General features: G+C 31.2%; 22 protein-coding genes and 1 other RNA gene. 13 read left to right on the top strand and 10 right to left on the bottom strand.

The window, feature by feature from the left end; all coding sequences use genetic code 11:
- Positions 1-25 precede the first annotated feature (25 nt).
- Together CDH49_RS14495 and CDH49_RS14490 are read left to right on the top strand one after the other, a co-directional pair.
- The gene (locus CDH49_RS14495; protein WP_100616257.1) at positions 26-709 is read left to right on the top strand and encodes a cell division ATP-binding protein FtsE; all 684 of its coding nucleotides are present in this window, start codon (positions 26-28) and stop codon (positions 707-709) included.
- A 156-nt stretch (positions 710-865) separates the two neighbouring features.
- Positions 866-1,801 (top strand): glycosyltransferase family 2 protein, encoded by a 936-nt coding sequence (locus tag CDH49_RS14490; RefSeq protein ID WP_100616256.1) that lies wholly within the window; start codon positions 866-868, stop codon positions 1,799-1,801.
- A gap of 10 nt (positions 1,802-1,811) precedes the next feature.
- Here the strand turns inward: CDH49_RS14490 and CDH49_RS14485 are convergent, their stop codons facing one another.
- The gene (locus CDH49_RS14485; protein WP_157805330.1) at positions 1,812-2,600 is read right to left on the bottom strand and encodes a glycosyltransferase family 2 protein; all 789 of its coding nucleotides are present in this window, start codon (positions 2,598-2,600) and stop codon (positions 1,812-1,814) included.
- Positions 2,601-2,745: 145 nt separating this feature from the next.
- On the opposite strand from CDH49_RS14485, the gene CDH49_RS14480 reads away from it, so the two are divergent.
- Entirely contained in the window at positions 2,746-3,702 is a 957-nt protein-coding gene (locus CDH49_RS14480; protein ID WP_100616254.1) for a glycosyltransferase family 2 protein, read from the top strand.
- On the opposite strand, the gene CDH49_RS14475 is transcribed toward CDH49_RS14480, so the two are convergent.
- The 5 genes from CDH49_RS14475 to typA form a co-directional block, all read right to left on the bottom strand.
- Complete coding sequence (locus CDH49_RS14475) at positions 3,681-4,100, bottom strand: sugar 3,4-ketoisomerase (protein WP_100616253.1); 420 nt, start codon at positions 4,098-4,100, stop codon at positions 3,681-3,683. The two genes, CDH49_RS14480 and CDH49_RS14475, sit on opposite strands and share 22 nt — an antisense overlap.
- 10 nt (positions 4,101-4,110) lie before the next feature.
- The gene (locus tag CDH49_RS14470) at positions 4,111-5,589 is read right to left on the bottom strand and encodes an oligosaccharide flippase family protein (protein WP_100616252.1); all 1,479 of its coding nucleotides are present in this window, start codon (positions 5,587-5,589) and stop codon (positions 4,111-4,113) included.
- Positions 5,590-5,592: 3 nt separating this feature from the next.
- Entirely contained in the window at positions 5,593-6,696 is a 1,104-nt protein-coding gene (locus CDH49_RS14465; protein WP_100616251.1) for a DegT/DnrJ/EryC1/StrS family aminotransferase, read from the bottom strand.
- Positions 6,697-6,781: 85 nt separating this feature from the next.
- On the bottom strand, positions 6,782-8,083 hold the full coding sequence (locus tag CDH49_RS14460) for an O-antigen translocase (protein WP_100616250.1): 1,302 nt from the start codon (positions 8,081-8,083) through the stop codon (positions 6,782-6,784).
- A gap of 384 nt (positions 8,084-8,467) precedes the next feature.
- Complete coding sequence (gene typA, locus CDH49_RS14455) at positions 8,468-10,267, bottom strand: translational GTPase TypA (RefSeq protein WP_100616249.1); 1,800 nt, start codon at positions 10,265-10,267, stop codon at positions 8,468-8,470.
- A 452-nt stretch (positions 10,268-10,719) separates the two neighbouring features.
- On the opposite strand from typA, the gene pckA reads away from it, so the two are divergent.
- A complete protein-coding gene (gene pckA / locus CDH49_RS14450) occupies positions 10,720-12,369 on the top strand; it encodes a phosphoenolpyruvate carboxykinase (ATP) (protein ID WP_100616248.1) in 1,650 nt (549 codons plus the stop codon).
- 214 nt (positions 12,370-12,583) lie between these two features.
- Complete coding sequence (gene kdsA, locus CDH49_RS14445; RefSeq protein WP_100616247.1) at positions 12,584-13,405, top strand: 3-deoxy-8-phosphooctulonate synthase; 822 nt, start codon at positions 12,584-12,586, stop codon at positions 13,403-13,405.
- On the opposite strand, the gene CDH49_RS14440 is transcribed toward kdsA, so the two are convergent.
- Positions 13,402-13,779: a DUF1801 domain-containing protein gene (locus tag CDH49_RS14440; protein WP_100616246.1), complete on the bottom strand. Its 378-nt coding sequence runs from the start codon at positions 13,777-13,779 to the stop codon at positions 13,402-13,404. The genes kdsA and CDH49_RS14440 overlap by 4 nt on opposite strands.
- 198 nt (positions 13,780-13,977) lie before the next feature.
- On the opposite strand from CDH49_RS14440, the gene CDH49_RS14435 reads away from it, so the two are divergent.
- The 7 genes from CDH49_RS14435 to ssrA all read left to right on the top strand — a co-directional run bounded on the left by CDH49_RS14435 (position 13,978) and on the right by ssrA (position 20,227).
- On the top strand, positions 13,978-15,936 hold the full coding sequence (locus tag CDH49_RS14435) for a TlpA family protein disulfide reductase (protein WP_100616245.1): 1,959 nt from the start codon (positions 13,978-13,980) through the stop codon (positions 15,934-15,936).
- Between the two features lie 121 nt (positions 15,937-16,057).
- Entirely contained in the window at positions 16,058-16,666 is a 609-nt protein-coding gene (locus tag CDH49_RS14430; RefSeq protein ID WP_100616244.1) for a preprotein translocase subunit SecE, read from the top strand.
- A gap of 67 nt (positions 16,667-16,733) precedes the next feature.
- Positions 16,734-17,027, top strand: a complete 294-nt coding sequence (locus CDH49_RS14425) for a winged helix-turn-helix domain-containing protein (RefSeq protein WP_100616243.1) — start codon at positions 16,734-16,736, stop codon at positions 17,025-17,027.
- A 110-nt stretch (positions 17,028-17,137) separates the two neighbouring features.
- Positions 17,138-18,514, top strand: coding sequence for a cell envelope integrity protein CreD (gene creD / locus CDH49_RS14420; RefSeq protein ID WP_100616242.1), 1,377 nt, complete (start codon positions 17,138-17,140; stop codon positions 18,512-18,514).
- Between the two features lie 99 nt (positions 18,515-18,613).
- Positions 18,614-18,997, top strand: coding sequence for a ribosomal maturation YjgA family protein (locus tag CDH49_RS14415; RefSeq protein ID WP_100616241.1), 384 nt, complete (start codon positions 18,614-18,616; stop codon positions 18,995-18,997).
- Positions 18,985-19,650, top strand: a complete 666-nt coding sequence (locus CDH49_RS14410; protein WP_100616240.1) for a DUF1361 domain-containing protein — start codon at positions 18,985-18,987, stop codon at positions 19,648-19,650. The genes CDH49_RS14415 and CDH49_RS14410 overlap by 13 nt, the downstream gene beginning before the upstream one ends.
- 184 nt (positions 19,651-19,834) lie before the next feature.
- Positions 19,835-20,227: a transfer-messenger RNA gene (gene ssrA, locus CDH49_RS14405) on the top strand.
- 106 nt (positions 20,228-20,333) lie between these two features.
- Here ssrA and CDH49_RS14400 read toward each other — a convergent pair.
- Both CDH49_RS14400 and CDH49_RS14395 read right to left on the bottom strand, forming a co-directional pair.
- The gene (locus CDH49_RS14400; RefSeq protein WP_100616239.1) at positions 20,334-21,242 is read right to left on the bottom strand and encodes a mechanosensitive ion channel family protein; all 909 of its coding nucleotides are present in this window, start codon (positions 21,240-21,242) and stop codon (positions 20,334-20,336) included.
- A 175-nt stretch (positions 21,243-21,417) separates the two neighbouring features.
- Positions 21,418-22,425, bottom strand: coding sequence for a glycosyltransferase family 4 protein (locus CDH49_RS14395; protein WP_100616238.1), 1,008 nt, complete (start codon positions 22,423-22,425; stop codon positions 21,418-21,420).
- Positions 22,426-22,741: 316 nt separating this feature from the next.
- On the opposite strand from CDH49_RS14395, the gene CDH49_RS14390 reads away from it, so the two are divergent.
- Entirely contained in the window at positions 22,742-25,168 is a 2,427-nt protein-coding gene (locus CDH49_RS14390; protein WP_100616237.1) for an ATP-binding protein, read from the top strand.
- Here CDH49_RS14390 and CDH49_RS14385 read toward each other — a convergent pair.
- On the bottom strand, positions 25,161-26,501 hold the full coding sequence (locus CDH49_RS14385) for a sigma-54-dependent transcriptional regulator (protein ID WP_100616236.1): 1,341 nt from the start codon (positions 26,499-26,501) through the stop codon (positions 25,161-25,163). The two genes, CDH49_RS14390 and CDH49_RS14385, sit on opposite strands and share 8 nt — an antisense overlap.
- Positions 26,502-26,587: the final 86 nt, after the last annotated feature.

The following is a 26,587-nucleotide window of genomic DNA, read 5'->3' as shown; positions in this document are numbered from 1 at the left end:
CACGATTAAAAAATCCATTCATTTTATGCCAAACCCTATTCTACAATTAAAAAATGCATCTATATATCAAGGTGATAGCCTAGTTCTTTCTAATGTTAATGTTGAAATTAATAAAGGGGATTTTGTTTACTTGATAGGCAAAACAGGATCTGGCAAAAGTAGTTTTATGAAAACCCTTTATGGTGATTTATCTTTAACTGAAGGGGAAGGTCATATTGTGGAATACGATTTAAAAACTCTAAAAGAAGATGATATCCCCTTTTTAAGACGAAAACTTGGAGTCGTTTTTCAGGACTTTAAATTACTGACCGATAGAACCATCAACGAAAATTTACTATTTGTTCTAAAGGCCACCGGTTGGAAAGACCAAACCCAAATGAATACGCGCGTAGAAGAAGTTTTGGCTAAAGTTGATATGAAGACCAAAGGCTTTAAATATCCGCACGAACTTTCTGGTGGTGAGCAACAACGTATCGCTATTGCCAGAGCGTTACTTAATAATCCAGAACTTATTTTAGCTGATGAGCCTACAGGTAATTTAGATCCGCAAACCAGCATTGAAGTTATGGAAGTGTTACAAGAAATAAACAAAAACGGCAATACCATACTGATGGCCACACACGATTATGCGTTGTTATTAAAATATCCTAGCAAAACATTGAAATGCGACGACAACCAAGTTTATGAGGTTGTGCAAAGGAAGGGTTAAATATAGTAGACATTGAAAAACTAAATATGGTTAGGTTGCTACAGTAATTTTTAATATTGTTTAAAAACCCATATTTTTAAAGTCAAATTATCTATCCACATTATCGTAAGACATATATCGAATAGGATATTATTTTCAATTAAAAACCCTAATATAATGCCTTTCTTCTCAGTAGTAATTCCATTATATAATAAAGAAACTTTTATTGAAGATACCATTAAAAGTGTTTTGAATCAATCTTTTCAAGATTTTGAAATTGTTATTGTTGATGATGGAAGTACAGATGATAGTCATAAAATGGCATCATCATTTAAATCTGAGAAAATAAAATTATTAAAGCAAACTAATCAAGGCGTTTCAATAGCTAGAAATAACGGAATCGATTATGCAAACTCCAATTATATAGCATTGCTTGATGCTGATGATCTATGGCATAACCATCATCTCATTGAATTAAAAAAACAAATTGATATATTTCCAAACGCTGGGTTATTTTGCAATAATTACGAAATTTTTCATAAAGAAAATTTTAGTAGCATGGCTAAATTTAATTTTGATTACAAAAATGATTGCTTACTAGTAGAAGATTATTTTAAAGCAAGCATAATAAATACTGTTGCGTTAACATCTGCTGTTGCGTTTTCAAAAGAAAAATTTAAAATTTTAGGAGGATTTAAACCCAATTTAAAAACCGGTCAGGATTCAGATTTATGGGTTCGATTTGCCCTTCATTACAAAGTGAGTTTTAATCCAGTGATTACCATGTCATACAAAGCATATATTGATGACAGTTTGTCCAAAAGTGAGTTTAATAGTATCCGTTATGATTTTATTAATAATTATTTAAAAGAAGAAATTGGCAATCCATCCCTAAAATTATATTTAGATGTGAACCGATATGCATTGGCTATAAGAAGTAGAATAAATGATGAAAAACACCTTTATTTAAAACTTAAAAACGAAATTGATTTTAACAATTTAAATTCTAAACAGAAAATACTCATAAGACTTCCAAAAGGAGTAATTAAATTTATTAAAAAATTTCATGTTTTTTTAATTTCAAATAACTTTTATTTTAGTTCCTATTCATGAAAAGATGTCCTTAATCTAAAGGATTTTCTCTTTCCAACTTCTTATAAATTGTAATGCCAGATAATCCTTTATTATACTTATCTAGTATTTGACTATATGAAATCATGCTCTTTCTTAAGAGAAAAAAAATAAACTTAATTAACAATAAATAACTTAAATTTTTATAATCATGATAGTAAAGTGCCGCTTGTGCTTTTACAAAATCATCGCCCGCTATATTATCAGTTGATCTTTCGAATGAGTGTTTTACTATTGTATCATTTTGATAATAAACTTGAAGTTTTTTATTTATCATTTCTTTTAAAAACAAGTATTCTTCACCACAAGTAAAATAAGACCCTAGTCCAAAAAAAGTATTAAAAGAGATTTTATTAATTATCTCATTCCTTTTAAAAGCTATTTCTATTGAGGAAGCATCTATAATATCTTTTTTATTAATTAATCTTTTACTCTTTAATGGGTAATTTTTATAATCCTTACCGGTAAACGTTCCTATTCTAAAACGAATGGCAGATGCGTGTTTTAATGCTGAAAAAGAGCTTATTATAATTTTATCAAAATCCAACACATACTCCACGTCATCATCTGCTATCAAACAAATGTCACCAATCGCATTTACAATTGCTAAGTTTCTACTTTTTGTAAGTCCTAAATCGAAACTATTAATTACCCTTATATTTTTAAAATCAGACTTTAAAAGCTTTTTGGGTGTAGTTTGATTAATTATTAAAATTTGGTAATCCTTAAAATTATTATTACCAAAAATTTTATTTAGAAAAGCAAGATCTTCTCTATTCATGGTACTTATAAGAATTTCCAAAATCATATAGTGGCTTTGCTTATATTTTAAAAATAACATTTTAACTTTATTTGCTAAATTTACCTAACAATTACAAGTATTATATTTATCATGAGCAAAAATCTAACAAATCCATTAATAAATAATGACTGAACTTTCAGTTTTGTTAATGGCCTTTAATAGCGAAGACTATATTGAGGATGCTTTAAAATCGATTTTAAAACAGAAATGTTCTTATAATTTTGAAATAATTGTTGGTGATGATTGCTCCACAGACAAAACTTTTGAAATCCTGAATAATTATGCAATTAAATATCCAAATTTATTCAATATAAAAACAAATACGTCTCAATTAGGCATTTTAAAAAATTTTAAAGCAACATTAGATAGGTGTAATGGTAACTTCGTTTTCAATTTTGATGCCGATGATGTTATTAAAAGTGATGTTGCATTCCAAAAAATAATAGATATTTTAAAGCATAATCCTAATTTGGGCTTTATAGATTCTGGTTACGATAAATTGTTAAATGATGGCAAAACTATTGTAGAGTTTGACAATAAAGAAAATATTTTAGTTTCTAATGAAGAGTATAAAGAACGTTTGTTATTAGGGAAAGTGATACCTATTGGCGTATGTTTTAATAGAGAATCATTGTATAAATATGTAGATTTTGATTATTACATAAAAGAAAACATTACTATTGAAGATTACCCTATTTTAGTAGATATGGTAATGCATTGTGATTTTGATAGAATTAACGAATCATTGCATATTTACAGAATTCATCCCTCTTCTTATTCTCATAAAAATTGTTTCGAAAGAATTTATTTTCTTAGAAATCAAATGCAAAAATTATTCCTTTATTTCAGCTCAAAATATAATTTTTCAGAAAAACTTAAGGAAATCTATTTAAAAAATCATTATAAATCGGTATTAGCAGACGCTGGAAATTACGAAAAAAAAACAGAAGGAAAAGCAGCTTTCAAGGCAATAAAAAACAAAAAAATATTAGATATAATCCATTATCTAGCTAGTCAATACCCTTGGATAAGAAATGTTATAAGACTAAGAAAAAAACTTTATTTAAAACTTTTAAAATAATTAAAGTCCCTAATATAATCTTCTTCTAAAAATACATCCGATGCTATTACTAAGCAAACTGCACCAGATGAAAAATTATCCAACTCACGCCAAATCATATTAGGAATTAACAATCCTACATTTGGCTTATTAAGTGTTATTGTCTTTTTTTCTCCATAAACATCAGTTAATGTAACATCAAAACTACCACTCAACGCTATTAAACATTCTTGCTGTTCATAATGTGCATGTCCTCCTCTGTAGGCTCCACTAGGAACATCATATAAATAATAGACTCTTTTAATTGTATAAGGCAATATGTCCTTTTCAACAAAGGAAAGATTTCCTCTAACATCTTTAATTTTTGGAATGTCTATTATCTTTATCCTATTTAACCCCAAAACACAATTATAAATCATAAAACTATTTTTATTTCTTCAAGATATTTTTTAAAAAATCTTTTAAACCCACATAACCATTTAGCTTGATTATTGCAAAAATAATTGAAAAAGATGCAAGTATAGTCATTAAACTAAATTTTAAAGCTAGGTATTCAATTTGCAATAAGTATATCATTGCCAAACATTGGAAAACACATATTAAAAAAAGTTTATTAAACTTTACATCGAAAAGAAACTGATACTTTATAAAAACAACAAACTTTACAATTAAAAAGTCTAATATATGGTAAATCAAGTAGCCCAATCCTAACCCCGTTAATCCATATAAATCATATCCAATAACTACTGAAATAAACAATATCACATTAGAAATCAATTCAGTAACAAAGTATAACTTAGAATTTCCTTTGGCAATAATAACAAAACCCATTGGCCACGAAGCAGCTTTAAATAAAATTGATAAAACCCCATAAGTTATCATTCCTAAAATCGGCAAAAATTCTTTAGAATATATTAAAGTAACTATAAAGGGTCTAAAAACTAAAAAAATAATTATAAGTGGCGTCAATAATAATATAGACATTGATGCTTGTTGATTTACCATCTTTTTAATTAATGTGTTGTCTTTTGATACCTCTGCAAGTCTTGGGAAAAAATCTTTACTTATGGCATTAAAAAAAATAGCAACGTAAGAATGAATCAACATTATTCCAGAATTATACAATCCAACCTCATTGATTCCTCCTTCTTTGGTTATGAATATTTGAATTGCATAGACCACAAAATGTGAGGTCAAACTTGCTAAACTTAAAACAAACCCAAGCCTTATAAGATTTTTACTGCTACTAATTAACTCATTTATGGGAAGATTTACTTTTTTAATTTCTAACTTATTAATATAATATTTTGAAAGTAAAAACCCAATGATTGCCGTTATTGATATAACCCAAGGGATCCCCTTTTCTCCAATCAAATAATAAATAATAGTAGTGGGCATTAAACTAAAGAAACTTGCTAAAACTGTAATTTTAGCCAACTCTTTTAAAGATTTTAATCCTTGTAATACTGCCAGATTACCAATGGTTAATTGATTGAATAATATGGCAATTGAAATTATAACAAAAAACAAACTATAATTTTTATTACCAAAAGCTATTAAACTTAGCCAAGGAGACATAATTAAAACTATCATGGCAGCAATAATACCCGTAATCCATGTAAATTGAATAGTAGCTGTTACTATTTTAGGTAATTTATCCTTTTCTGGATTATTATTAACAGATGCTATTTCCTTTACAGCACTAATATCTAAACCACATCTAGTTAAAGTCAATATAATATTAAGTGTAGAAGTCAATATCCCAAAAACCCCCATGCCAGAAACACCTATTAGTAGAGCTGCAACTTTAGATTTAGCCAAGGATATCAAAATACTAAAAATTTGTACCCCTCCAAACAATGAAGTGGTCTTAATAATTTGTCTATATGAATCTTTATCAGCTTCCAATTACTATTTAAAATTAGACAACAAACTGACAATTATATCAATCTCATCTGCTTCCAATGATTGATTTAGAGGGATGCTTAAAACCTCATCATGCAACTTATTAGTTATTGGTAAATCTAATTCATTCAATTCGCTGTATGCCTTTTGAAGATGAATTGGGATTGGATAGTGAATTAATGTTTCAACACCATTTTTGAACAAATATTCTTTTAGCCTATTTCTGCTTTTACTTCTTATTACAAAAAGATGAAATACATGTTGTTTTATATCTTTACACTCTGGCAATATAATCTGATTTGAATTAATATTGTTAAGATAAAAAGTGGCTATCCTTCTTCTCTTTTCATTAATAAAATCGAGTTGCTTTAATTTTACAAGTAAAAATGCTGCCTGCAATTCATCTAATCTGCAATTATATCCTTTTATGTCATTTGTATCTGATGTTTTCTTGCCATAATTTCTAAGTTTAAATATAACATCTGCTAAATTAGAATTGTTAGTGGTTATTGCTCCTGCATCTCCCAAAGCCCCTAAATTTTTGGTTGGATAAAAACTAAATGCTGCTGCATCTGAAACATTTCCGGCTTTTCTACCATCTAAAAAAACGGCTCCATGTGCTTGAGCCGCATCTTCAATTAAAATTAAACCATGAGCCTCACAAAACCTTTCTAATTCAATTACTTTATATAGCTGACCATACAAGTGAACTCCCAAAATCGCTTTTGTTTTAGAGGTTAAAACAGATTCTAACTTGAATACATCTATGTTATAAGTATTAACATCTGGCTCTACCAAAACGGGTTTTAATTTAGCACTACTTATAGATAAAATAGATGCAATATAGGTATTTGAAGGCACAATAATTTCGTCTCCCTCATTTAAAACCCCAATAGTTTTATAAGCTTCAAAAATTAAACGCAAGGCATCTAACCCATTACTTACTCCGATACAATATTTTGCACCACAATAATTAGCAAATTCCACTTCAAAATTTGAAACTTGATCTCCAAGAATAAACCTACCAGATTTTAAAAAAATATCAAACGCCTCCTTTAATTCACTATCAAATTCAGCATTTATTTTTTTTAAATCTAAAAAGTTTATCATTTCAAAATATAATTGAAAAGTTTCTGATTTACAGAATCATGTAAATATTAATTGCTAAAAGCCATTTAATAAATGACCTCCCTCTCTAATCCTCTTTATTCGTATCCACCCTAAAAATAGAGCTTCCAAATATTAATAAAACAATGGCATAATATACTAAATAACTAACAAAATGACCTATAACAGCACCTTTAGCTCCGTATATATCAACGAAATAAATACTTGTAAGATATAACATAACCAAAAAGAAAATCTCGGTTACTAAATAATGCCAAAACATCTTTTTTGCTAAAAACTGATACACAATTACCATAGATAAAACCTTAAGAAGATCGCCTAACAACTGCCATAAAAACAAACCTCCTACGGGTTCAAATTCTTTTGAAAATATAAATGCTACGATGTACGATCTAAATAAATATATAACAAACAACCCAATAATAAATGAGGGCATTACTGCTTTATAAAAACTCCAAACTTCTTTCCGGAATTCTTTTATGTTATCAATCTCAGAAAACCTAGGCAACATGTATACGGCCATTAAAGAGGTAACAAGCATTAAATAATATTTAGAAATACGTGTCATAGCCTCCCAAAAGCCCGCATCTTTATAGCCAACATTTTCTATAATATACGATCGAATTACCAATGTAACAAGAGGAAGAATAACAACTGAAAACAATGCCATGACGGAATAAGGCCCCATATTTCTTAAAAAAGTCCAACTAACTTGCTTCACCTGTATTAATGGCGCCAAACTTCTTCTATTTATTATTCCTACCAAAGTGATTAAAAATATAATGGATTCTGCAATGACCACAGATATTAAGGCGCCATCTATCCTATTTTGATAAATTAAAAGAACGGCTATCGATACCCCTAAAATCTGTCCGATAATATTTATAATGATGAGGATTTTATATTTTGAAAATCCATTCATTATAGAAAAGGAAAACATATTCAAAGAATAAAAGGGAAGGACGATAGCAAAAATTTTAATGATGTACCCATAATTATTGTAGGTTGGAAAAATGATATCATTGATTGAATCAGCTTTAAAATAGCAAAAGAATGACACTATAATAGTGGAAATAAATCCGAAATAAAAAACTGTTGAAAGTGTTTTACTTAGGTTATGCAAATCATCTTTAAAATTTGAAACGTATTTAACAACTCCATTATAAAAACCAAGAGTTGCGATAGCTTGCGCTGACCCAACAAAATTTCGCAAATTACCTATTAATGCCAAACCTTCAGCGCCAATAAAAATAGCTATGGCTTTTGAAGTTAATATGCCCGCGATTATCCTGGTAATTACAGAAGCAGTTTTTAATGAAGTAATCTTTATTAAAACATTATCGTTAATATAATCTATTAATTTTTTCAATTAATAACAATTTACTTTTGGTTGATGGTTTTGTCATTTTAATACCAAACAAAAAAACAATGAGCTTAGATTAAAATAGTTAAGAGAAATCAAATATACAAAATCAAGTAACGTATTACATGAGGTATTTGTAATTGTTAAAATTGTTTTAAAATTATAAATAGTTATACCATATTTTTATTTCACAAGTAATACAGATTACTATAAATGGTTATGATGGCAATAATAAAGGACTTACATATAGATTGAAGAAAATAGCTTAAAAAAAAACAGTAAATACCTAAGGGCATTTACTGTTTTTAATACTTTATCATTAATAGGGTAATAAAACAATAGCAATGGTTAGAATAATCAATCCATTCTGCGGTTTCAACTACCGAAATTTTACATGCCTTTGTTACGTTTTCTATCTACTTCGCTTAAATAAATCTTACGTAATCTAATATGGTTAGGAGTTACTTCTACGTACTCGTCTTTTTGTATATATTCCAAAGCTTCTTCCAAAGAAAACTTAATGGCTGGTACAATCTTAGCTTTATCGTCTGCTCCAGATGAGCGCACGTTACTTAACTTTTTGGTTTTAGTAACGTTAACGGCCATATCATCACCGCGTGAATTCTCTCCAATAACTTGGCCTTCATAAATATCTTCTCCCGGATCAATAAAAAACTTACCTCGTTCTTGTAATTTATCAATGGAATATGGAATGGCCTGACCTTTTTCCATAGAAACCAAAGAGCCGTTTTGACGTTCTGGAATGCCCCCTTTTAACGGTTGGTATTCTTTAAAACGATGTGCCATAATAGCTTCTCCAGCCGTAGCTGTTAATAATTGGTTACGTAAACCTATAATTCCTCTGGAAGGCATTAAAAACTGACAAACCATACGTTCGCCTTTTGCTTCCATACTAGTCATTTCCCCTTTACGTAAGCTCACCATTTCAATCGCTTTTCCTGATACCGCTTCTGGTAAATCAATCGTCATTTCTTCTACCGGTTCACATTTAACACCATCGATTTCTTTAATGATTACTTGTGGCTGACCAATTTGAAGTTCATAACCTTCACGTCTCATGGTTTCAATTAAAACAGATAAGTGTAATACACCGCGTCCATAAACCATAAATTTATCCGCACTATCAGTTTCTTCAACCCTAAGAGCTAAGTTTTTCTCCAACTCTTTTTTCAAGCGGTCTTTAATATGTCGGGAGGTTACAAACTTTCCATCTTTTCCGAAGAAAGGTGAATCGTTAATAGTAAACAACATGCTCATGGTTGGCTCATCGATAGCGATGGTTTTCAATCCTTGAGGATTTTCGAAATCGGCAACCGTATCACCAATTTCAAAACCTTCCAAACCAACAAGTGCACAAATATCCCCTGTTTGAACTTCATCTACTTTTTTACGGCCTAAACCTTCAAAAATATGAACTTCTTTAATTTTTGATTTTACAATACTGCCATCCCTTTTTACCAAAGAAATATTTTGTCCTGTTTTTAAACCACCACGCGTTAAACGTCCGATGGCGATACGACCTGTAAATGATGAGAAATCCAGAGATGTGATTAACATTTGGGTTGTACCTTCTTCAATTTTTGGCGCTGGAATATGACTAATAACCATATCTAGCAAAGGCTCAATATTAGTTGTTTGGTTTCTCCAATCATCACTCATCCAATTATTTTTTGCCGAACCGTAAACCGTTGGAAAATCCAATTGCCATTCTTCCGCACCCAATTCAAACATTAAATCGAACACTTTTTCATGCACCTCTTCTGGCGTACAGTTTTCTTTATCAACTTTATTAATAACCACACAAGGTTTCAAACCTAAATCTATCGCTTTTTGCAACACAAAACGTGTTTGTGGCATAGGGCCTTCAAAAGCATCTACCAACAACAAAACACCATCTGCCATATTAAGTACACGCTCAACTTCACCACCAAAATCGGCGTGACCAGGGGTATCTATAATATTAATCTTGGTTTCTTTATAAATCACCGAAACGTTTTTTGAAGTAATCGTGATACCTCTTTCGCGCTCTAAATCGTTGTTATCCAGAATTAAATCGCCAGTATTTTCGTTTTCACGGAATAACTGACAATGGTACATAATTTTATCAACCAACGTGGTTTTACCGTGGTCAACGTGTGCAATAATTGCAATGTTTTTAATATTAGCCATACTGATGCCTTATTTTAAGCGTGCAAAGGTAACCATAATAATTTAATTTATATTACAATAATTTTATTTTGGAAAATCCTAATTAATACGATATTCTCCTACTAAAAAGAAGATTTTTTATTGTAATTTAGTAATATCCCAATATATTTTATCCTCCTATATATCAACATATTAGTTTAAAAACCACACATTAATAAGCTTACTTCTACTTATAAATAAATTTAACCTTAATAATATAAAATATAAGACTTCATTTTACATAGTATTTTAAAAATATTTCAAGATAAACAGCAAACAATTAGGTTTTCATTTCAAATATTACATAAAAAATCAGTACATGACATTTGTCATTTTAATATAAGATTGGTGTATCTACCTTTGAAGGGCAATAAATAAAAAACAAAAGATTTCCGATAACAAAATGTAATAATAAAAACATAAATAATTTAAAAATGAAAAATATTAAAATCATTCAGGAGTTGCACGATTTAGGAATTACTGGATATCATGAGGTATCTTACAACCCCTCATACGAAGAATTATTTCAAGCCGAAATATCTCATAAACGAAAAGGCTATGAAAAAGGTGCCTTAACTGATACGGGTAGCATTGCTGTTAAAACTGGTGTTTTTACAGGTCGCTCACCTAAAGACAGGTATATTGTAAAAGATGAGATTACTAAAGACACTATTTGTTGGGATAAAGAATATGGCATTAGCACTCCAAATTACCCAACAACCAAAGCCGTTTGGGATGATTTAAAAGCCTTAACATTAGAACAACTTTCAACATCCCCTAAACTGTATGTTGTTGATGCCTTTTGTGGTACAAATGCTGATACTAGACTAAAAGTTCGTTTCGTCATGGAAGTTGCTTGGCAAGCACACTTTGTTACAAATATGTTTATTAGACCATCCATTTATGAATTGGAAAACTTTGGTAAACCAGATTTTATTGTAATGAACGCATCAAAAGCAACAAACCCAAACTGGAAAGAACATGGTTTAAACTCTGAAAATTATGTATTATTTAATTTGACCGAAAAAATTCAAATTATTGGAGGTACTTGGTATGGTGGCGAAATGAAAAAAGGGATGTTTGCTATGATGAACTACTACCTACCATTAAAAGGCATGGCTTCTATGCACTGTTCTGCAAACGTAGGCGAAGATGGTGATGTTGCCGTTTTCTTCGGACTTTCAGGCACCGGAAAAACAACTTTATCTGCCGATCCAAAACGTTATTTAATTGGTGATGACGAACATGGTTGGGATGACAATGGCGTTTTTAATTATGAAGGTGGTTGTTATGCAAAAGTAATTGACTTAAGTGAAAACAATGAGCCAGACATTTGGAGAGCTATCAAAAGAGATGCTTTATTAGAAAATGTGATTGTTGACGAGTATGGTGAAATCAATTATTATGACCATTCTATTACTGAAAACTCAAGAGTTTCTTACCCAATTTACCATATTAGCAAAATTGTATTACCATCGAAAGCTGGACATGCTAGCAAAATTATTTACCTTTCAGCTGATGCCTTTGGTGTATTGCCACCAGTATCCGTATTAACTGATGATCAAGCAGCGTACCATTTTTTATGTGGATATACTTCTAAATTAGCGGGAACAGAACGTGGAATTACGGCTCCAGAGCCATCATTCTCTCCAGCTTTTGGTGAAGCATTCTTAACATTACACCCAACAATGTATTCTAAAACATTAATTGGAAAAATGAAAGAACACAATGCTAAAGCATATTTAGTAAACACTGGTTGGAATGGTACTGGAAAACGCATTTCTTTAAAAAACACAAGAGCTATTATAGATGCTATTATAAATGGTGATATTGACAAAGCAGAATACAAAACAATTCCATATTTGAATTTAACATTTCCAACAGCATTGCCAAATGTAAGTGAAGGTATACTTGACCCAAGATTTACTTACGCAAAAGAAGATTTATGGACTGAAAAAGCTAAGGATTTAGCCACTCGTTACATTAAATACTTCGAACAATATACAAACGATGACGAGGGAAAACGTTTAGTTAAATCTGGACCATCATTAGTTGAAGAAACAGTCTTGTTTAGCCCAAACTAAATCCAGACACACTACCTAGCCATTTGCATTATGTGATTTTAAGTTTAAAAATTACATAATGCAAATGGTTTTTTTGAATTTAGTTATTATTAATATAAACCCTAAACCAATTTAGCAATTCCTTTAGATGTTTTTACAATCGAATAAAATTTGTTCCTAGTAAGTGCATTAATAGTATCTTTGTACCCTTAAATTTCATGAAAACAGTAAGCTTATGAATCTTCAAGACGTACCAAAACTGAACCATATAAATGCCAATAACTTCTTTTTGCTTTGTGGCCCTTGTGCCATTGAAGGTGAAGACATGGCTTTAAGAATTGCCGAAAAAGTTGTGACCATTACCAATAAATTGGAAATACCTTATGTTTTTAAAGGCAGTTTTAAAAAAGCGAATCGTAGTAGAGTGGATAGTTTTACAGGAATTGGAGACGAAAAAGCCTTGAAAATTTTAAAAAAGGTATCCGATACATTTGGCATACCTACGGTAACAGATATTCATGAAATTTCTGATGCACATTTGGCTGCTCAATATGTTGATGTGCTTCAAATCCCTGCGTTTTTGGTACGCCAAACCGATTTGCTTGTAGCTGCAGCTGAAACTGGTAAAGTGGTCAATTTAAAAAAAGGACAATTTATGAGTCCGGAAGCCATGAAACATGCTGTACAAAAAGTTAAGGATTCTGGCAATGAAAAGGCATGGATTACCGATAGAGGTACCATGTTTGGCTATCAAGATATGATTGTGGATTTTCGTGGCATACCAACCATGCGCCAATATGCTCCAACTATTCTAGATGTGACGCATTCTTTGCAACAACCCAATCAATCGAGTGGTGTTACGGGTGGCAGACCAGATATGATTGAGACTATTGCCCGTGCCGGCATTGTAAATAATGTGGATGGCTTGTTTATTGAAACCCATTTCGATCCGGCCAATGCTAAAAGTGATGGTGCCAATATGCTACATTTAGATCTTTTGGAAAAATTATTAACTAATTTGGTAGCCATTAGAAAAACCGTAAATAGCCTTGGTTAAATAAACCATGCTTTTTTACTTCTTACTAATAAAGCAGATGCTTCATGCAATAATTCAACGAAATTATCATGATCTAAATCTTCTAAGGTTTTCAATTGGATAGAACGTACTTGCTTCCGTTTGTTATCATTCTTTAAAATAGGAAACTGTTTTTCCAATAATATGCCTTGCACAAAAGTGACATCTACATGGTTGGTTCCTTTTAAAACATTCAAATAAATCATCGGCTTTTTATGGCAATTATAAAACGGTATTTTATAACTGTAGCGTTCCTCAACTTCTGGAAGCGTATTTAAAATAATGCTTCTTACATAAAGCATAATGGATTGGTATGGCTCTTTTTGATTAAGAAAATAGTGCTCTACGGGTTTCACGGTAAAACGTTGTTTAAATTATTGTGCTTAAAAAAGCATAGCTACAAAACTATTGCTTAACATCCAAATAAGCCCATCTATTTTAAAAAAACAATCTTTCTAAATTTTACGGGCATCAAAATAATATGTTAAATTTTCTTACTTTTATATTTTTTTGACTACATTGAAGGCTTTAATCATCAATCTAAACTATTTATTATGAAAACATTACATGTACCAACCACCGCACTATTATTAATCTTGCTATTGGTTTCCTGCCAAAAAGAAAAAGAAGATTTAGGATTGGATATTGGGGAACTTCATATCTCCAAAACATTTCCAAAACCAGGAGATTCGCTAAAATTAAGTTATTCCCTTGAACAAAATTCTGTAGAGGATGACAATGAATTTGAATCGCTTTTCTATTATCTAGTGGATGGAAATATGTATCCAGAAGACATTAACCTAAAAAAAACAGATAACGGAAACTGGGTAGGTTACATTAAAATACCAGATTCTGCAAAAGCATTAGCCTTTAATTTTAAATCTGGAGAAACCTATTACAACAATAAAAATAACGGTTACACAGTCTTGCTTTATGATGAAAGCCAAAAGCAAATTCCCGGAAGCAATGCTAGCTTAGGGAATTATTTTTTAAGATACGGTGATGCCCATGGTATTAAGGTAGATAAGCAAAAAACACTTTCATTATTAAAAACAGATATTAATAATTATCCAGAAGTAAAAGAAAAACTTGGTTTGGCCTATTTAAATGAGCTACATACACAAGATAAGGTTTCTGGAAAAATAATAATCAACGAAGAAATAGACAGCCTTGAAAGCAAAACAGAACTCACCGAAAAAGAGTATTCCAAACTCATCAATTTATACCATATACTTAAAGAAAGGGAAAAAGCCGATTCCATCAATGACATTGTTGCCACAAAATTTCCTAATGGTAATGCAGCGAAAAATAAATTCATGAATTTGTTTTTCCAAGAAAAAGATTTAAATAAGAAGATATCTGTATTTGAAGAATTTTCGGCAAAAGCAAAAAGTAAAAATGATATAAACATAAAAGATTATATGGCTAGAGAAATTGCTAATCAATCCTTAAAAGATAAGGATTATGAAAGCTTTTTTAAATATTCCAAACTAATAACAAATGAATCTAGTTTGGCTAGCATGTACAATAGTATAGCTTGGAACATGGCGCTTAAAGATGAGAATTTAGATTTTGCATCAGAAATCTCAAAAAAATCACTTGACTTAGTAAAAAAAGGTGAAAAAAGTACTTTTGTAACCGAAAGCCAGCATAAAAAAAACACAGAATCAAGTTACTTCATGTATGCAGATACTTATGCTTTCATATTAGACAAGCAAGGTAAAACTGAGGAAGCCATAGCATACCAAAAACCAGTAGCATACTCAATAAAAAAAGGCAAGGCAGATAAAGATGGCGTTATTGAAAGATACATTGAATTTATGACCAAAAACGAACAGTTTGAAGCTATTGAAAAAGAAGCTGCACAATTCATAAAAGATGGCAACGGTAATCAAAAAACAAAACAATACCTAAAACAAGCCTATGTCGTCAATAAAGGCTCTGACGAAGGTTTTTATGATTATTTAAATAATCTTGAAGCTATTTCAGAAGAAACTTTTACAGCTGAGCTGAGAAAAAAAGTAATTGATGAGGAAGCACCTGAATTTACAATGAAAAATCTTAATAACGAAGAAGTTTCATTAGCAAGCTTGAAAGGTAAAACTGTGATATTAGATTTTTGGGCAACTTGGTGTGGCCCCTGTATACAATCTTTCCCAGCCATGCAAGCCGCTGTAAATAAATATAAAGACAACCCAGACGTTGTGTTTTTATTTATAGACACTTTAGAAAATGGTACAGAAGATGAAATAAATAAAAACGTTGTTAAATTTATTAAAGACAATAAATATTCATTTAATGTTTTGTTTGATTATAAATTATCACAAGATGGAAATGATTATAAAATGGTTAAGGATTATAATGTTAATGGCATTCCCACAAAATTTATTATAGGACCAGATGGTAAAATAAAATTCAAATCTGTTGGTTTTGGAGGAAGTATTGATGGCTTAGTTTCCGAATTGGATCAAATGATTAAATTTAGCCAATCTTTTGAACCTTTGAAATCTTAATATTTTATCCTTACTAAAAGTATATTTAAAAAAGCAATCTAAACGGATTGCTTTTTTATTATAAAATAAATTATTTTATTTCAATTAAATTTATTTACTTTGTATTTCAAAGTACTTTATAATGGAATCAAAAGATTATTTAAAAGACCTCAGCGAGATTAAAGATTTAATGAACAAATCGTCCCGCTTTATTTCATTGAGTGGTTTATCGGGGATATTAGCAGGAACTTATGCTATCATTGGAGCAGCTATTGCCTATTGGTTAGTATCCACTTCCAACAGAGACTATTTAATACTTGATGGCTACATATTTAGACTTTGTGTGTTGATTTTGATTTTAGTCGCTTTTCTAAGCATTGTGACAGGCATTTATTTAACCACAAAAAAAGCAAAGAAAAATGGAGCAAAAATTTGGGATTCTACATCCAAACGGTTAATTATTAATTTCTTAATTCCGTTAGTCGTTGGCGGTCTTTACATATTAATAATTTTAGACCAACAAAAATATGGCCAAGCTGGAGCCTTAATGCTTATATTTTATGGTTTGGCTTTGGTGAACGCTTCAAAATACAGCATTGGCGACATTAGATATTTAGGTTATATTGAAATAATTTTAGGTTTAATTGCTGCTATGTTTCCGGGATATGGCTTTTGGTTTTGGGTTATAGGCTTTGGACTTATGCACATTATTTATGGCACTTGGATGCATTTAAAGTATGATGTTAATTAGAAAATGGTTTCTAGAAATAATTTGAGGTAATTGAACAAATAAACGCATCCACAATTAAACATTCATTTTGAGCATCATAAACAACATAAATAAAGTATTCGATCACCGTATTAGATTAGGCATTATGTCTATTTTAATGGTGAACGAGTACGCCGATTTTAATATGCTAAAAGAATTACTGGAAGCCACAGATGGCAATTTGGCAAGCCACACCAAAGCATTGGAAACTGCCAACTATATAAAAGTAGAAAAACAATTTATTGGCAGAAAACCAAATACGCGTTATAGTACCACCCAATTGGGTGAATTGGAATTTAAAAAACATCTAGACGCCCTCGAAAAAATAATCAATAAACACTAAGTTTCCTGCCTTCGCAGGAAATCGAAGATTCGACGAAGTCAATTACAAAAAGAAACTTAAATTTTTTTAATCTTTTACTTTGTATTTCAAAGTACTTTAAAATCACAAACATGGAAAACACAAACACACCACAGCAAAGCAAATTTGGAAATTGGCTAAAAACATCTATCACGGCAAGAATGCTGATGGTAGGCTTTTTAATTATTATTTTATTAATTCCTTTAGCGTTTATAGGGGAACTTATCCGTGAACGTTCTTTAAGAAAAGAAACCGCATTAAATGAAATAAATCAACAATGGGGCAATGAATTACTTATTTATGGGCCTATTCTGGAAATTCCATACAAAACCTTCAAAGAGAAAACGGTTACCGATATAACCACTAAAAGCGTTTACAACGAAACCATTGAAAACATTGAGTATGCTTATTTCTTTCCGGAGAACTTAAAAATAAATTCAAACATCAATCCCGAAGAAAAGAAACGAGGTATTTATGGAACTGCCGTTTATAACAGCACCATAAAAATTAATGGAGCCTTTAGCACCCCCGATTTTAATAATCTTGAAATAGATTCAAAACATATTATTTGGGATAAAGTGAAATTAATTATTCAATCTTCCAATGTTAAGGGCGTTTATGGTGCCGAGGTTTCATTTCAAAACAAAAACTACCCCATAACATCTAAATACAATAAATCGAAAATTAACAATCCACTACAGTTAACATTACATACCCTGGAGACCAAAAATCTTAACAACATCGATGCTTCTAAACTTGATAATATGTCTTTTAACATCAATTTAAAAATTAAAGGAAGTGAACAAATACGTTTTATACCCGTTGGAAAAACTACGGAAGCCGAAATAACCTCCAATTGGAAAACAGCTAACTTTATTGGGGAATTTTTGCCTTACAATGACGATAAAATAAATGAAAATGGTTTTAATGCCAAATGGAAAATTCTTGAACTTAACAGGCCATTTTCCCAAGAATATAAAAACGTCATCCCCGATTTAACCGAATTTGCTTCCGGTGTCAATTTTATGATTCCGGTGGACGAATACCAAAAAAGCGAGCGTTCTGCCAAATATGGTTTTCTGGTAATAGCATTAACATTTTTAATTTTCTTTTTAATCCAAACATTAAGCAAGATAGATATCCACCCATTTCAATATTTAATGATTGGACTGGCACTCACCATGTTTTACACGCTGTTGGTTTCCATATCGGAGCATAGTAACTTTTTAAAAGCCTATTTAATAGCGGGTACTTCAGTAATCGTTCTTATAACTTTATATTCAAAATCAATTTTAAAAACGCTTAAGTTCCCTGTATTTATAGGGCTTTCATTAACAGCTTTATACACTTTTATTTATGTTATTATTCAGTTGGAAAACTATGCACTTATTGTGGGTAGCATTGGTCTGTTTTTAATCTTGGCCATTGTCATGTACGTATCCAGAAAAATAGATTGGAATAACGGTTAATGTATTGGTTAGTGATGTGTTCGCCTCACTCCCATCACTTTATTTGAAAAGAGTGAGGTTTGACACTAATTTTAAAATACAAACTAACGTAATAATACTATGCTTCTAAAATTCAACAAAACATACATCCTTCTTTTCATTTCAATATTAGTTATTGAAGTTCTGATAGCAACATTCTTAATTGACGGTTTTATAAGATACACCTTTGGTGATTATTTAGTTGTCATTCTACTCTACTGCTTTTTGAAAAGTTTTATAAACGCGAGTTCTTTTTATATTGCTATTTCTGTATTATTATTTGCCTATGGTATAGAATTTTTACAATTGATAAATCTGCTCGAGATACTAAGCTTAGACAACAATCATTTAGCAAAACTCATTTTAGGAAGCACATTTCACATATCAGATTTGGTTGCTTACACCTTAGGAATACTAACCGTTTTAATTATTGAATATAAAATTTACAAATTATGGATTACTTAAAGGAATTATTATTTAACAGGTTTAAAACGTTCTCATTGGTTAGTTTATCCATGCTCTTGAGCGTTGTACTATTGATGATTCGAATGAAACTAACCCATTCATTCTTTTTCTTGTTCTTAATTTGGAATTTATTTTTAGCAGTCATTCCCTTTGCCATTACAAGCTATTTAATAAGCATTCCCAAACTCAATAAATATGGTTTGCTTTTATGGTTTAGTTTATGGCTGCTTTTTTTACCAAATGCCCCATATATAATTACCGATTTGTTGCATTTAAAGATTAGTTCCAATCACTTTTTATGGTTAGATATCTTAGTTGTGACATCTTTTGCACTAAACGGATTATTAATGTTCTTTCTTTCCCTTTCAGATATGAAAGAGATATTGGGTAGAACTATCATTAAAAAACACTTAAACCTTCTTTATGTTTTTATTCTTTTTCTATGCGGATTCGGTGTTTATTTGGGTAGGTTTTTAAGATATAATTCTTGGGAAATTATTCATAACCCCATAATTTTATTAAATGATATCCTAAATATTATGTTGCAACCAGATATAAACTCTGAGGCTTGGTTATTTACATTCATCTTCGGAAGTTTTTTAAATGTTGGTTACTGGATTTTCAAACAACTTTTTGCAAATCCCTCTAAATAGTTTTACTGACAAAATAGCATTGGAATAATTTTTGTTGTATTTGTACTAATACAGCAAATTCTGAAAGTTTTTGGTATCTTTGCTGCCCGCGTTAAGGGTTGAAGCGGCATCCTTTTGCTTTTTGCAAAAGATATAGCGTAAAACCTGACCCCGAAAGGGAACGCCATTATTACTATTTCATTAAGGGGTCGACTGGTTTTGACAGCGAGATTAATTGAATTGTAAGCACGTCGTGTAATGACTTTGAAACACGTAAAAGACTAGGTCAAAATTTAAACGGCGAGAATAACTACGCTTTAGCTGCTTAATCTGAATAAAGTAAGATAAGCCTCGGCACACTAGGTGTGCAAGCTAAATGTCTCCTGAAAGCCTTGGTTAACGGCGTTCTTTTGTGAGGCATCGTAAAAGTTAACATAGATTGTGTGGAGCTTTGACACACTTTCGAAATTAAAAAGCTAAGTTATAAATAGGTTGTCTTTAACCAGTTTATAATCGAAAAAACAAGAAAAGAATAAACGTGTAGAAAGCCTTTTGGTTACTTGTTTGGACGAGAGTTCGATTCTCTCCGACTCCACTTATAAATACCAATTTAACCTAAAACAACCGCTGTAAATCAAAATTTACAGCGGTTGTTTTTTTAATTATATAAATAAAGTTATATCACAAGAAAAAAAATTCAAGCCTCAATCACCAGGATTGCTACCTTCCTCTTTATCCACATTTAACTGTAATTTGTTTTTTCCAAAATCCAATGTCCGAATTGGGAATGGAATGTTGATTCCTTCTTTATCAAAATGACTTTTGATAAGTTTGATGGCTTTATGTTTTGCCTCATATTCTTGTTTTGTACTCACTAAATCAACCCAAAAACGTGTTATGAAATTTATAGAACTGTCACCAAATTCCGTAAAGAAAAACTCAACGGCCTCTCCTTTTTGCTGATCAAAATTCTCGGAAATGATACGCAAAACTAAATCTTCAACTTTTTGCAAATTACTTTCATAAGCTATACCACAACTTACAGTAATCCTGCTACGGTCACTTAAAGAATAGTTAGTAAAACTATTATCAATAAATTTTGAATTGGGAATAATAACATAATTATTATCAGGTCTTCTCAAAACCACGTTTCGAAGGCTAATTTCTGAAACGAAACCGCTAGTATCATTAGTCTCAATAAAATCATTAATCCTAATATTGTCCATAAATGATAATACTATGCCTCCAAACGTATTACTTAAAGTACCCTGAAGCGCTAAACCAATAGCAAGGCCTACTACTCCAGCACCAGCAAGGACGCTTGTTAAAACCTTGTTTAGATCCAATACCCCCAAAGCGACAAAGAATCCAATTAATAAGACTGAAATAAAAACAATTTTCGCAATAATATCTTGAATGGATTTCTGACCGATTTTAGTCAAAAGAAATTTTTGTAACACATTTCGAACGCCCTTAGCGATAAAATAGAATGCAACAATAACTATAAGTGCCAGAACAAAATTTGGTAATTTTAATATGATGGCATCTAGCCATCCATCAAGCTTATCCCATAATTTACTAATGGTATTTTCTATAGAAAATCTATCTTTCATCTGTTTATATTTATTTTGTCATTAAAACTAAAATAGGTTTTTTTTTGTGAAAGAGTCAATAATTTTGAATCTAATCGGTATTAAATTATATATTAAGTTTAGATAGGGCTATTTAATCTTTACAGCAGTAAATCAATTCATTGGATGAGATTTTCCATAATTGAAACCCTTATTTCTATTCTACAATATTGTTATATACCGTTATATAATCCTCGACCATTTTTTCTTTACTAAAGTTTTTATCAGCCCATATTCTGCAATAAGAACGGTTAATTTGCTTTGTTTTAGATATTGCTTCAACCGCTTCATCAATTGAATGTACAAGGAAGCCCGTTTTTTCATGTAAAATAAGTTCACTCATGGAGCCTTTTTTAAATGCAATTACAGGGGTTCCGCAAAACATAGATTCAGCGACGCTCAAGCCAAAAGGTTCTGAAAAGTTTATGGGGTGCAACAATGCAAAAGCTTCCCCTAATAGTTTGTCCCTTTTCTCGGGACCAGAACTTCCCGCATAAATAATATCGTCATCATTCAGAAAAGGGGCCACTTTTTCATTGAAGTATGTTTGATCCTGTATAATCCCTGATATAATTAGCTTCATTTGTGCCTTTTTTGCTATTTGTATAGCCTCCCAGGTTCCTTTGTCATGGTGTATCCTTCCAAAATAGAGCAAATAATCCCCCGGAACTTCATTCAATGTAAACAGGTTTTTATCAATACCATTGTAAACGGTAGCAGCATAGTTTAATTCTGGGCTGCGGTCTGAATTGCTAATTGAAACATAATGGGTATTGTGGTTATATTTTTTAAACACCTGTATAATCTTTGGCGATGAAAATCCGTGAATGGTTGTAATCATGGGCGTTTTTATCAGTCCAGAATACGTCAATGGCAAGAAATCGAAATTGTTATGAATAATATCAAATTTGCCTGCCTGTTCCATCAAATGGGCAATATGCAAACACTCTGCAATTTTCGGGTCTGTTTCTTTATCTTCTTCGTAGCCCATTTGTACGACACCATCAAGCTTGGCTTGTGTTAATGAATCTTTAGTTGCAAACAAGGTTACATCATGCCCTTTTGCAACAAGCCCTTCGGCAATATTTGATGCTACCTGTTCCCAAGGGCCATAGTGTCTGGGAGGGGTGCGCCATGCGACGGGTGAGAGTAGGGCAATTTTCATATTTTATTGATGTTTATTATTGGTTAAACACAAATCGACAAGTTCATCTTTTTGGGAGTAAACTTCCGTACATTTTTAAAAAATGATTAAATGTGGTCTTCGAAATTGTTTTGTTTTTTGAGAACTTGTTATTTGTCAAATACAATGTAACCAAATTTTCACTGCTTCTCGAATTAAAAAACATATATTATCAATTTCGCGTTTGTATTCTCTATTCCTTAATTGTATAATTTTTAATGATGAATGTATAAGAAGCTTAACCGTTCTTTTTTTATATTTATAAAAACAAACTCCCTTTCAAGGCTTTTATCTTTATATGAAATCATTCAAACATAAAATCACCTTTAAAGTTTTAATAGGCTATATCATTCTTGGGATTTTAGCCACTATTTCAGGAACCTTAGTACTTTCTGAAATAAGAACATTTACCGAACTGCAACAACAAGATATTTCAGACCGAAACAACATTGTAAAAGTAGGCAGCCTTATTGCCGATATTTACAAAAACGAGAGTTTAGCAAGAGCTGCCATTGAGTTGAATTCCACGACGCAGTTTAACGAGTACGTTAGTGAAAACAAAGAATTATTATTAAAAATCGATTCCCTCAACGCTATTTCCAACAATAGTTCCCAAGAAGTTATTTTAGACAGCATTAAATTGTTTATCAATGAAAAACTTAAAAACATAACCGATTTAAAAGATCTAAAACTTAATGACAATTCGGATGCATCCATAAACACGGCCATCAATAAATTAAGTTCCATTGATGCACTTTTAGGAAAAGTCACCATTGGAGATCTTGTGGAAAACCCAGAACAGTTAAATAATGAAACACGTGGAAAATTTGAGGAGTATGTTAAAATCCTAAACAAATACAATCCTTTGGATTCCATTAATAATATTGGTCAGAAACAGATTGATTCTGTTATATCCATTTCCAAAAACATGTTAAGGGAAGCGCAAAATGAAGCTAACAAACAACGGATATCACTACAAAATAAAGAACGCGAACTTATTGAAAATGATTTGACGATTTCCAGAAAATTACGGGAATTGTTGAACAATTTAGAAAGAGACATTATTTTTTACACCAATAACATTAATAAACAACGGGAAAAAACACTCAACCAAAGCAAGCAAATCATTCTGTATGCCGCCATAATTAGTTTTATTATCATTATTATTTTTTCAATCATTATTTTAAATGATTTTTGGAAAAATCAACGCTATCGTAAGCAGTTGGAACTGGCAAACAAAAAAACATCGTCACTTTTAAAAAGCAGGGAACAACTCATCTCCATGGTCAGTCATGACTTAAGAACGCCGTTAAGTACCATTACGGGTTATGGCGAATTATTACAAAAAACCATACACAGTACCAAAGAAGCAAATTATGTAGAACACATACGGAATGCTTCAACATATATGGGACAATTGGTTGATGATCTTTTAGAGTTTTCAAAACTTGAAAACAACAACATAGCTATTGAATCGATTCCTTTCGACGTGGAAAACCTTATCAACGAAATCATTATTAATGCTAAAAATATTTCACAGGATAAACCCTTAAACTTTATTGTAAAACATAATAACCCCTTAAACAACCCCATTATTAGTGATCCATTTAGGATGAAACAAATTTTATATAATTTAGTTACAAATGCCTGTAAATTCACTAATGAAGGAACTATAACTATTGAAAGCCTTATAAAGAATGAAAACAATAAGACCATCTTACAAATTTCTGTAAGCGACACTGGAATAGGCATCAGTAAGGATCAACAAAAAAATATTTTCAAAGCTTTTACACAAGTTAGCGATGCTAAAGAAAATAATCAGAATGGATTTGGTCTAGGATTAACCATATCTAAAAAACTTGCAGAATTATTAGGTGGCACCCTAACTTTAGAGAGCGAATTGGGTAAAGGAAGTACCTTTTTTTTAAAAATCCCCACAAAATTATCCGACAAACCATTAGCAATAAAAAACCCCATTGAAGCTGAAACCGGTTTTAAATTAAAAGCCCTAGTGGTTGAAGACGATGCGTCCATACGACTACTTCTTATTGATCTATTAAAGCAATATGGTATTGAATCTTATGTATTCGGAAATGCCCAAAAAGCATTGGATGCTATTCCCGACATTCATTATGATTTGGTTTTAACCGATATTCAACTTCCAAAAATGAATGGTATCCATTTTATGGAAATTCTTAAAAAACATGGTACATACAATAACCAACCCATCATTGCCATGACTGGAAGATCCAATTTGCCTATAGAAGATTATCTCAATAGTGGTTTTTCAGCAGTATTGATTAAGCCATTTAACACTCCCAAACTCGAACATATATTAAAACAATTTTTTGGTTCAAGCTTCAAAAAAGTTAATAGAGAACCCTTAAGAAGCGAAGAAAAAAGCACAAATGGTTTCAGCGTAATATCTTTAGGGTCTTTTTTTAATAATGATATAGCTCCAATAAAAAAAACATTAGTTGTTTTTTTGGAAGACACTAAAAAAAACGTGTTATTGTTAAAGCAAGCTAAAGAAGATAATGATATACCTACCATTAATAATACTACCCATAAAATGCTTAGTATGTTTAAACTATTGGAAGTAAAAACAGTTATTCCATTTCTTGAAATGTTTGAAACCAGTAAAACAATAGATGATAAACATTTTATTGACTTTGAAAATGCTTTAAATGACTTTATAACATCTTTGGAAGTCCATATTAACTAAGACTGTATTCTTTAATTTTATTATATAGTGTTTTTCTGGTAATGTTTAACAACTCGGCCGCTTTGGTTTTATTATTACCTACTTCTTGCAAAGCGCTTATAATGAGCTCTTTTTCATTTTCTTTGGCAGAAAATTTGTTGGGTGTAATACTATTTTTGTTTGAGTGAACCAATTCGTCTGGCAAGACATGCTTATGTATAACGTCTGTTTGCGTTAATAAGGTCGCCCTTTTGATAATATTGGATAGTTCCCGTAAATTTCCAGGCCAATTGTAACTTTGAAAAAGGGTCAATACATCTTTTGAAAATCCTACAATGGATTTGTTTAGCTGTTTATTGGCTTTTTCCAAAAAGAAATCGGCATACAATATCAAATCGTCATTTCTATCTTTTAAATTGGGCACTTTTATAGAAAACTCATTTAAACGGTGGTATAAGTCTTCACGAAAATCCCCTTTATCTACAGCATGTAATAAATCTTCATTAGTTGCCGTAATCAATCGTATGTCAACAAAAACCTCATCATTACTTCCTATGGGCTTCACTTTTCTTTCCTGTAATGCCCGTAACAATTGCACTTGATTTTCATAAGTTAGATTACCTACTTCATCTAAAAAAAGTGTACCTCCATTAGCCGCCTCAAAATGCCCAATTTTATCATCTATAGCGCCTGTGAATGACCCTTTTTTATGTCCGAAAAATTCGCTCGAAGCTATTTCTTTTGGAATTGCTCCACAATCAACCGCAATAAACGGTTTATCTTTTCTTAAACTTTTTAAATGAATATTTTTAGCTACCACTTCCTTTCCTGTACCACTCTCGCCAGTAATTAAGACGGACATATCTGTTGGCGCCACTAAATGAATGTATTCTTTCAGGGTTTTTGAAGCGGCACTAATGCCTTCAACAAAATCAGCACTTGCATGGCTATGATCTTTTTTAGAACTAACTTTAGAAATAACCATGTCAGTTTTCTTAACATCCAAAGCGTTGCTAATAACTTCTAGAACTTCATCTGGATTGAAAGGTTTTGAAATATAGTCGAACGCGCCCTGCTTCATTGCCTGTACCGCAGTAGACACCTCGGCATAACTGGTCATTAAAACCACAGGAATATCTTTCTTGCTGTTTTTGATTTCCTTTAACAGGCTAATACCGTCACCATCGGGAAGTCGTAAATCGGTAAAAACCAAATCATACGTTTGCTTCTTTAATAGTGTGAGGGCATTTTTGATATTATAACTTAAATCGACTTCATATTTATGGCGTTCGAGAAAATGTTTTAACATTTCCGAAAACGTCACATCATCTTCTATCAAAAGGATATTTTTCATAAGATTGAGGAGCTTCTTACAAAAATATTAAGATAAGATGACTTATATGTTTAAAAAAACATAAAAAAAGGACGTTTTTAATTAAA

The sequence above is a fragment of the Confluentibacter citreus genome (assembly GCF_002807055.1).
Lineage (GTDB): Bacteria > Bacteroidota > Bacteroidia > Flavobacteriales > Flavobacteriaceae > Confluentibacter > Confluentibacter citreus.
The sequence above is the reverse complement of the archived record's forward strand: the minus strand, read 5'-3'. Positions and strand labels throughout refer to the sequence as shown.

Coding starts and splice junctions, on each gene's coding strand:
- CDH49_RS14495 (WP_100616257.1), top strand. CDS start 26: ATGCCAAACCCTATTCTACAATTAAAAAATGCATCTATATATCAAGGT.
- CDH49_RS14490 (WP_100616256.1), top strand. CDS start 866: ATGCCTTTCTTCTCAGTAGTAATTCCATTATATAATAAAGAAACTTTT.
- CDH49_RS14485 (WP_157805330.1), bottom strand. CDS start 2,600: ATGAATAGAGAAGATCTTGCTTTTCTAAATAAAATTTTTGGTAATAAT.
- CDH49_RS14480 (WP_100616254.1), top strand. CDS start 2,746: ATGACTGAACTTTCAGTTTTGTTAATGGCCTTTAATAGCGAAGACTAT.
- CDH49_RS14475 (WP_100616253.1), bottom strand. CDS start 4,100: ATGATTTATAATTGTGTTTTGGGGTTAAATAGGATAAAGATAATAGAC.
- CDH49_RS14465 (WP_100616251.1), bottom strand. CDS start 6,696: ATGATAAACTTTTTAGATTTAAAAAAAATAAATGCTGAATTTGATAGT.
- typA (WP_100616249.1), bottom strand. CDS start 10,267: ATGGCTAATATTAAAAACATTGCAATTATTGCACACGTTGACCACGGT.
- pckA (WP_100616248.1), top strand. CDS start 10,720: ATGAAAAATATTAAAATCATTCAGGAGTTGCACGATTTAGGAATTACT.
- kdsA (WP_100616247.1), top strand. CDS start 12,584: ATGAATCTTCAAGACGTACCAAAACTGAACCATATAAATGCCAATAAC.
- CDH49_RS14435 (WP_100616245.1), top strand. CDS start 13,978: ATGAAAACATTACATGTACCAACCACCGCACTATTATTAATCTTGCTA.
- CDH49_RS14430 (WP_100616244.1), top strand. CDS start 16,058: ATGGAATCAAAAGATTATTTAAAAGACCTCAGCGAGATTAAAGATTTA.
- creD (WP_100616242.1), top strand. CDS start 17,138: ATGGAAAACACAAACACACCACAGCAAAGCAAATTTGGAAATTGGCTA.
- CDH49_RS14415 (WP_100616241.1), top strand. CDS start 18,614: ATGCTTCTAAAATTCAACAAAACATACATCCTTCTTTTCATTTCAATA.
- CDH49_RS14410 (WP_100616240.1), top strand. CDS start 18,985: ATGGATTACTTAAAGGAATTATTATTTAACAGGTTTAAAACGTTCTCA.
- CDH49_RS14400 (WP_100616239.1), bottom strand. CDS start 21,242: ATGAAAGATAGATTTTCTATAGAAAATACCATTAGTAAATTATGGGAT.
- CDH49_RS14395 (WP_100616238.1), bottom strand. CDS start 22,425: ATGAAAATTGCCCTACTCTCACCCGTCGCATGGCGCACCCCTCCCAGA.
- CDH49_RS14390 (WP_100616237.1), top strand. CDS start 22,742: ATGAAATCATTCAAACATAAAATCACCTTTAAAGTTTTAATAGGCTAT.
- CDH49_RS14385 (WP_100616236.1), bottom strand. CDS start 26,501: ATGAAAAATATCCTTTTGATAGAAGATGATGTGACGTTTTCGGAAATG.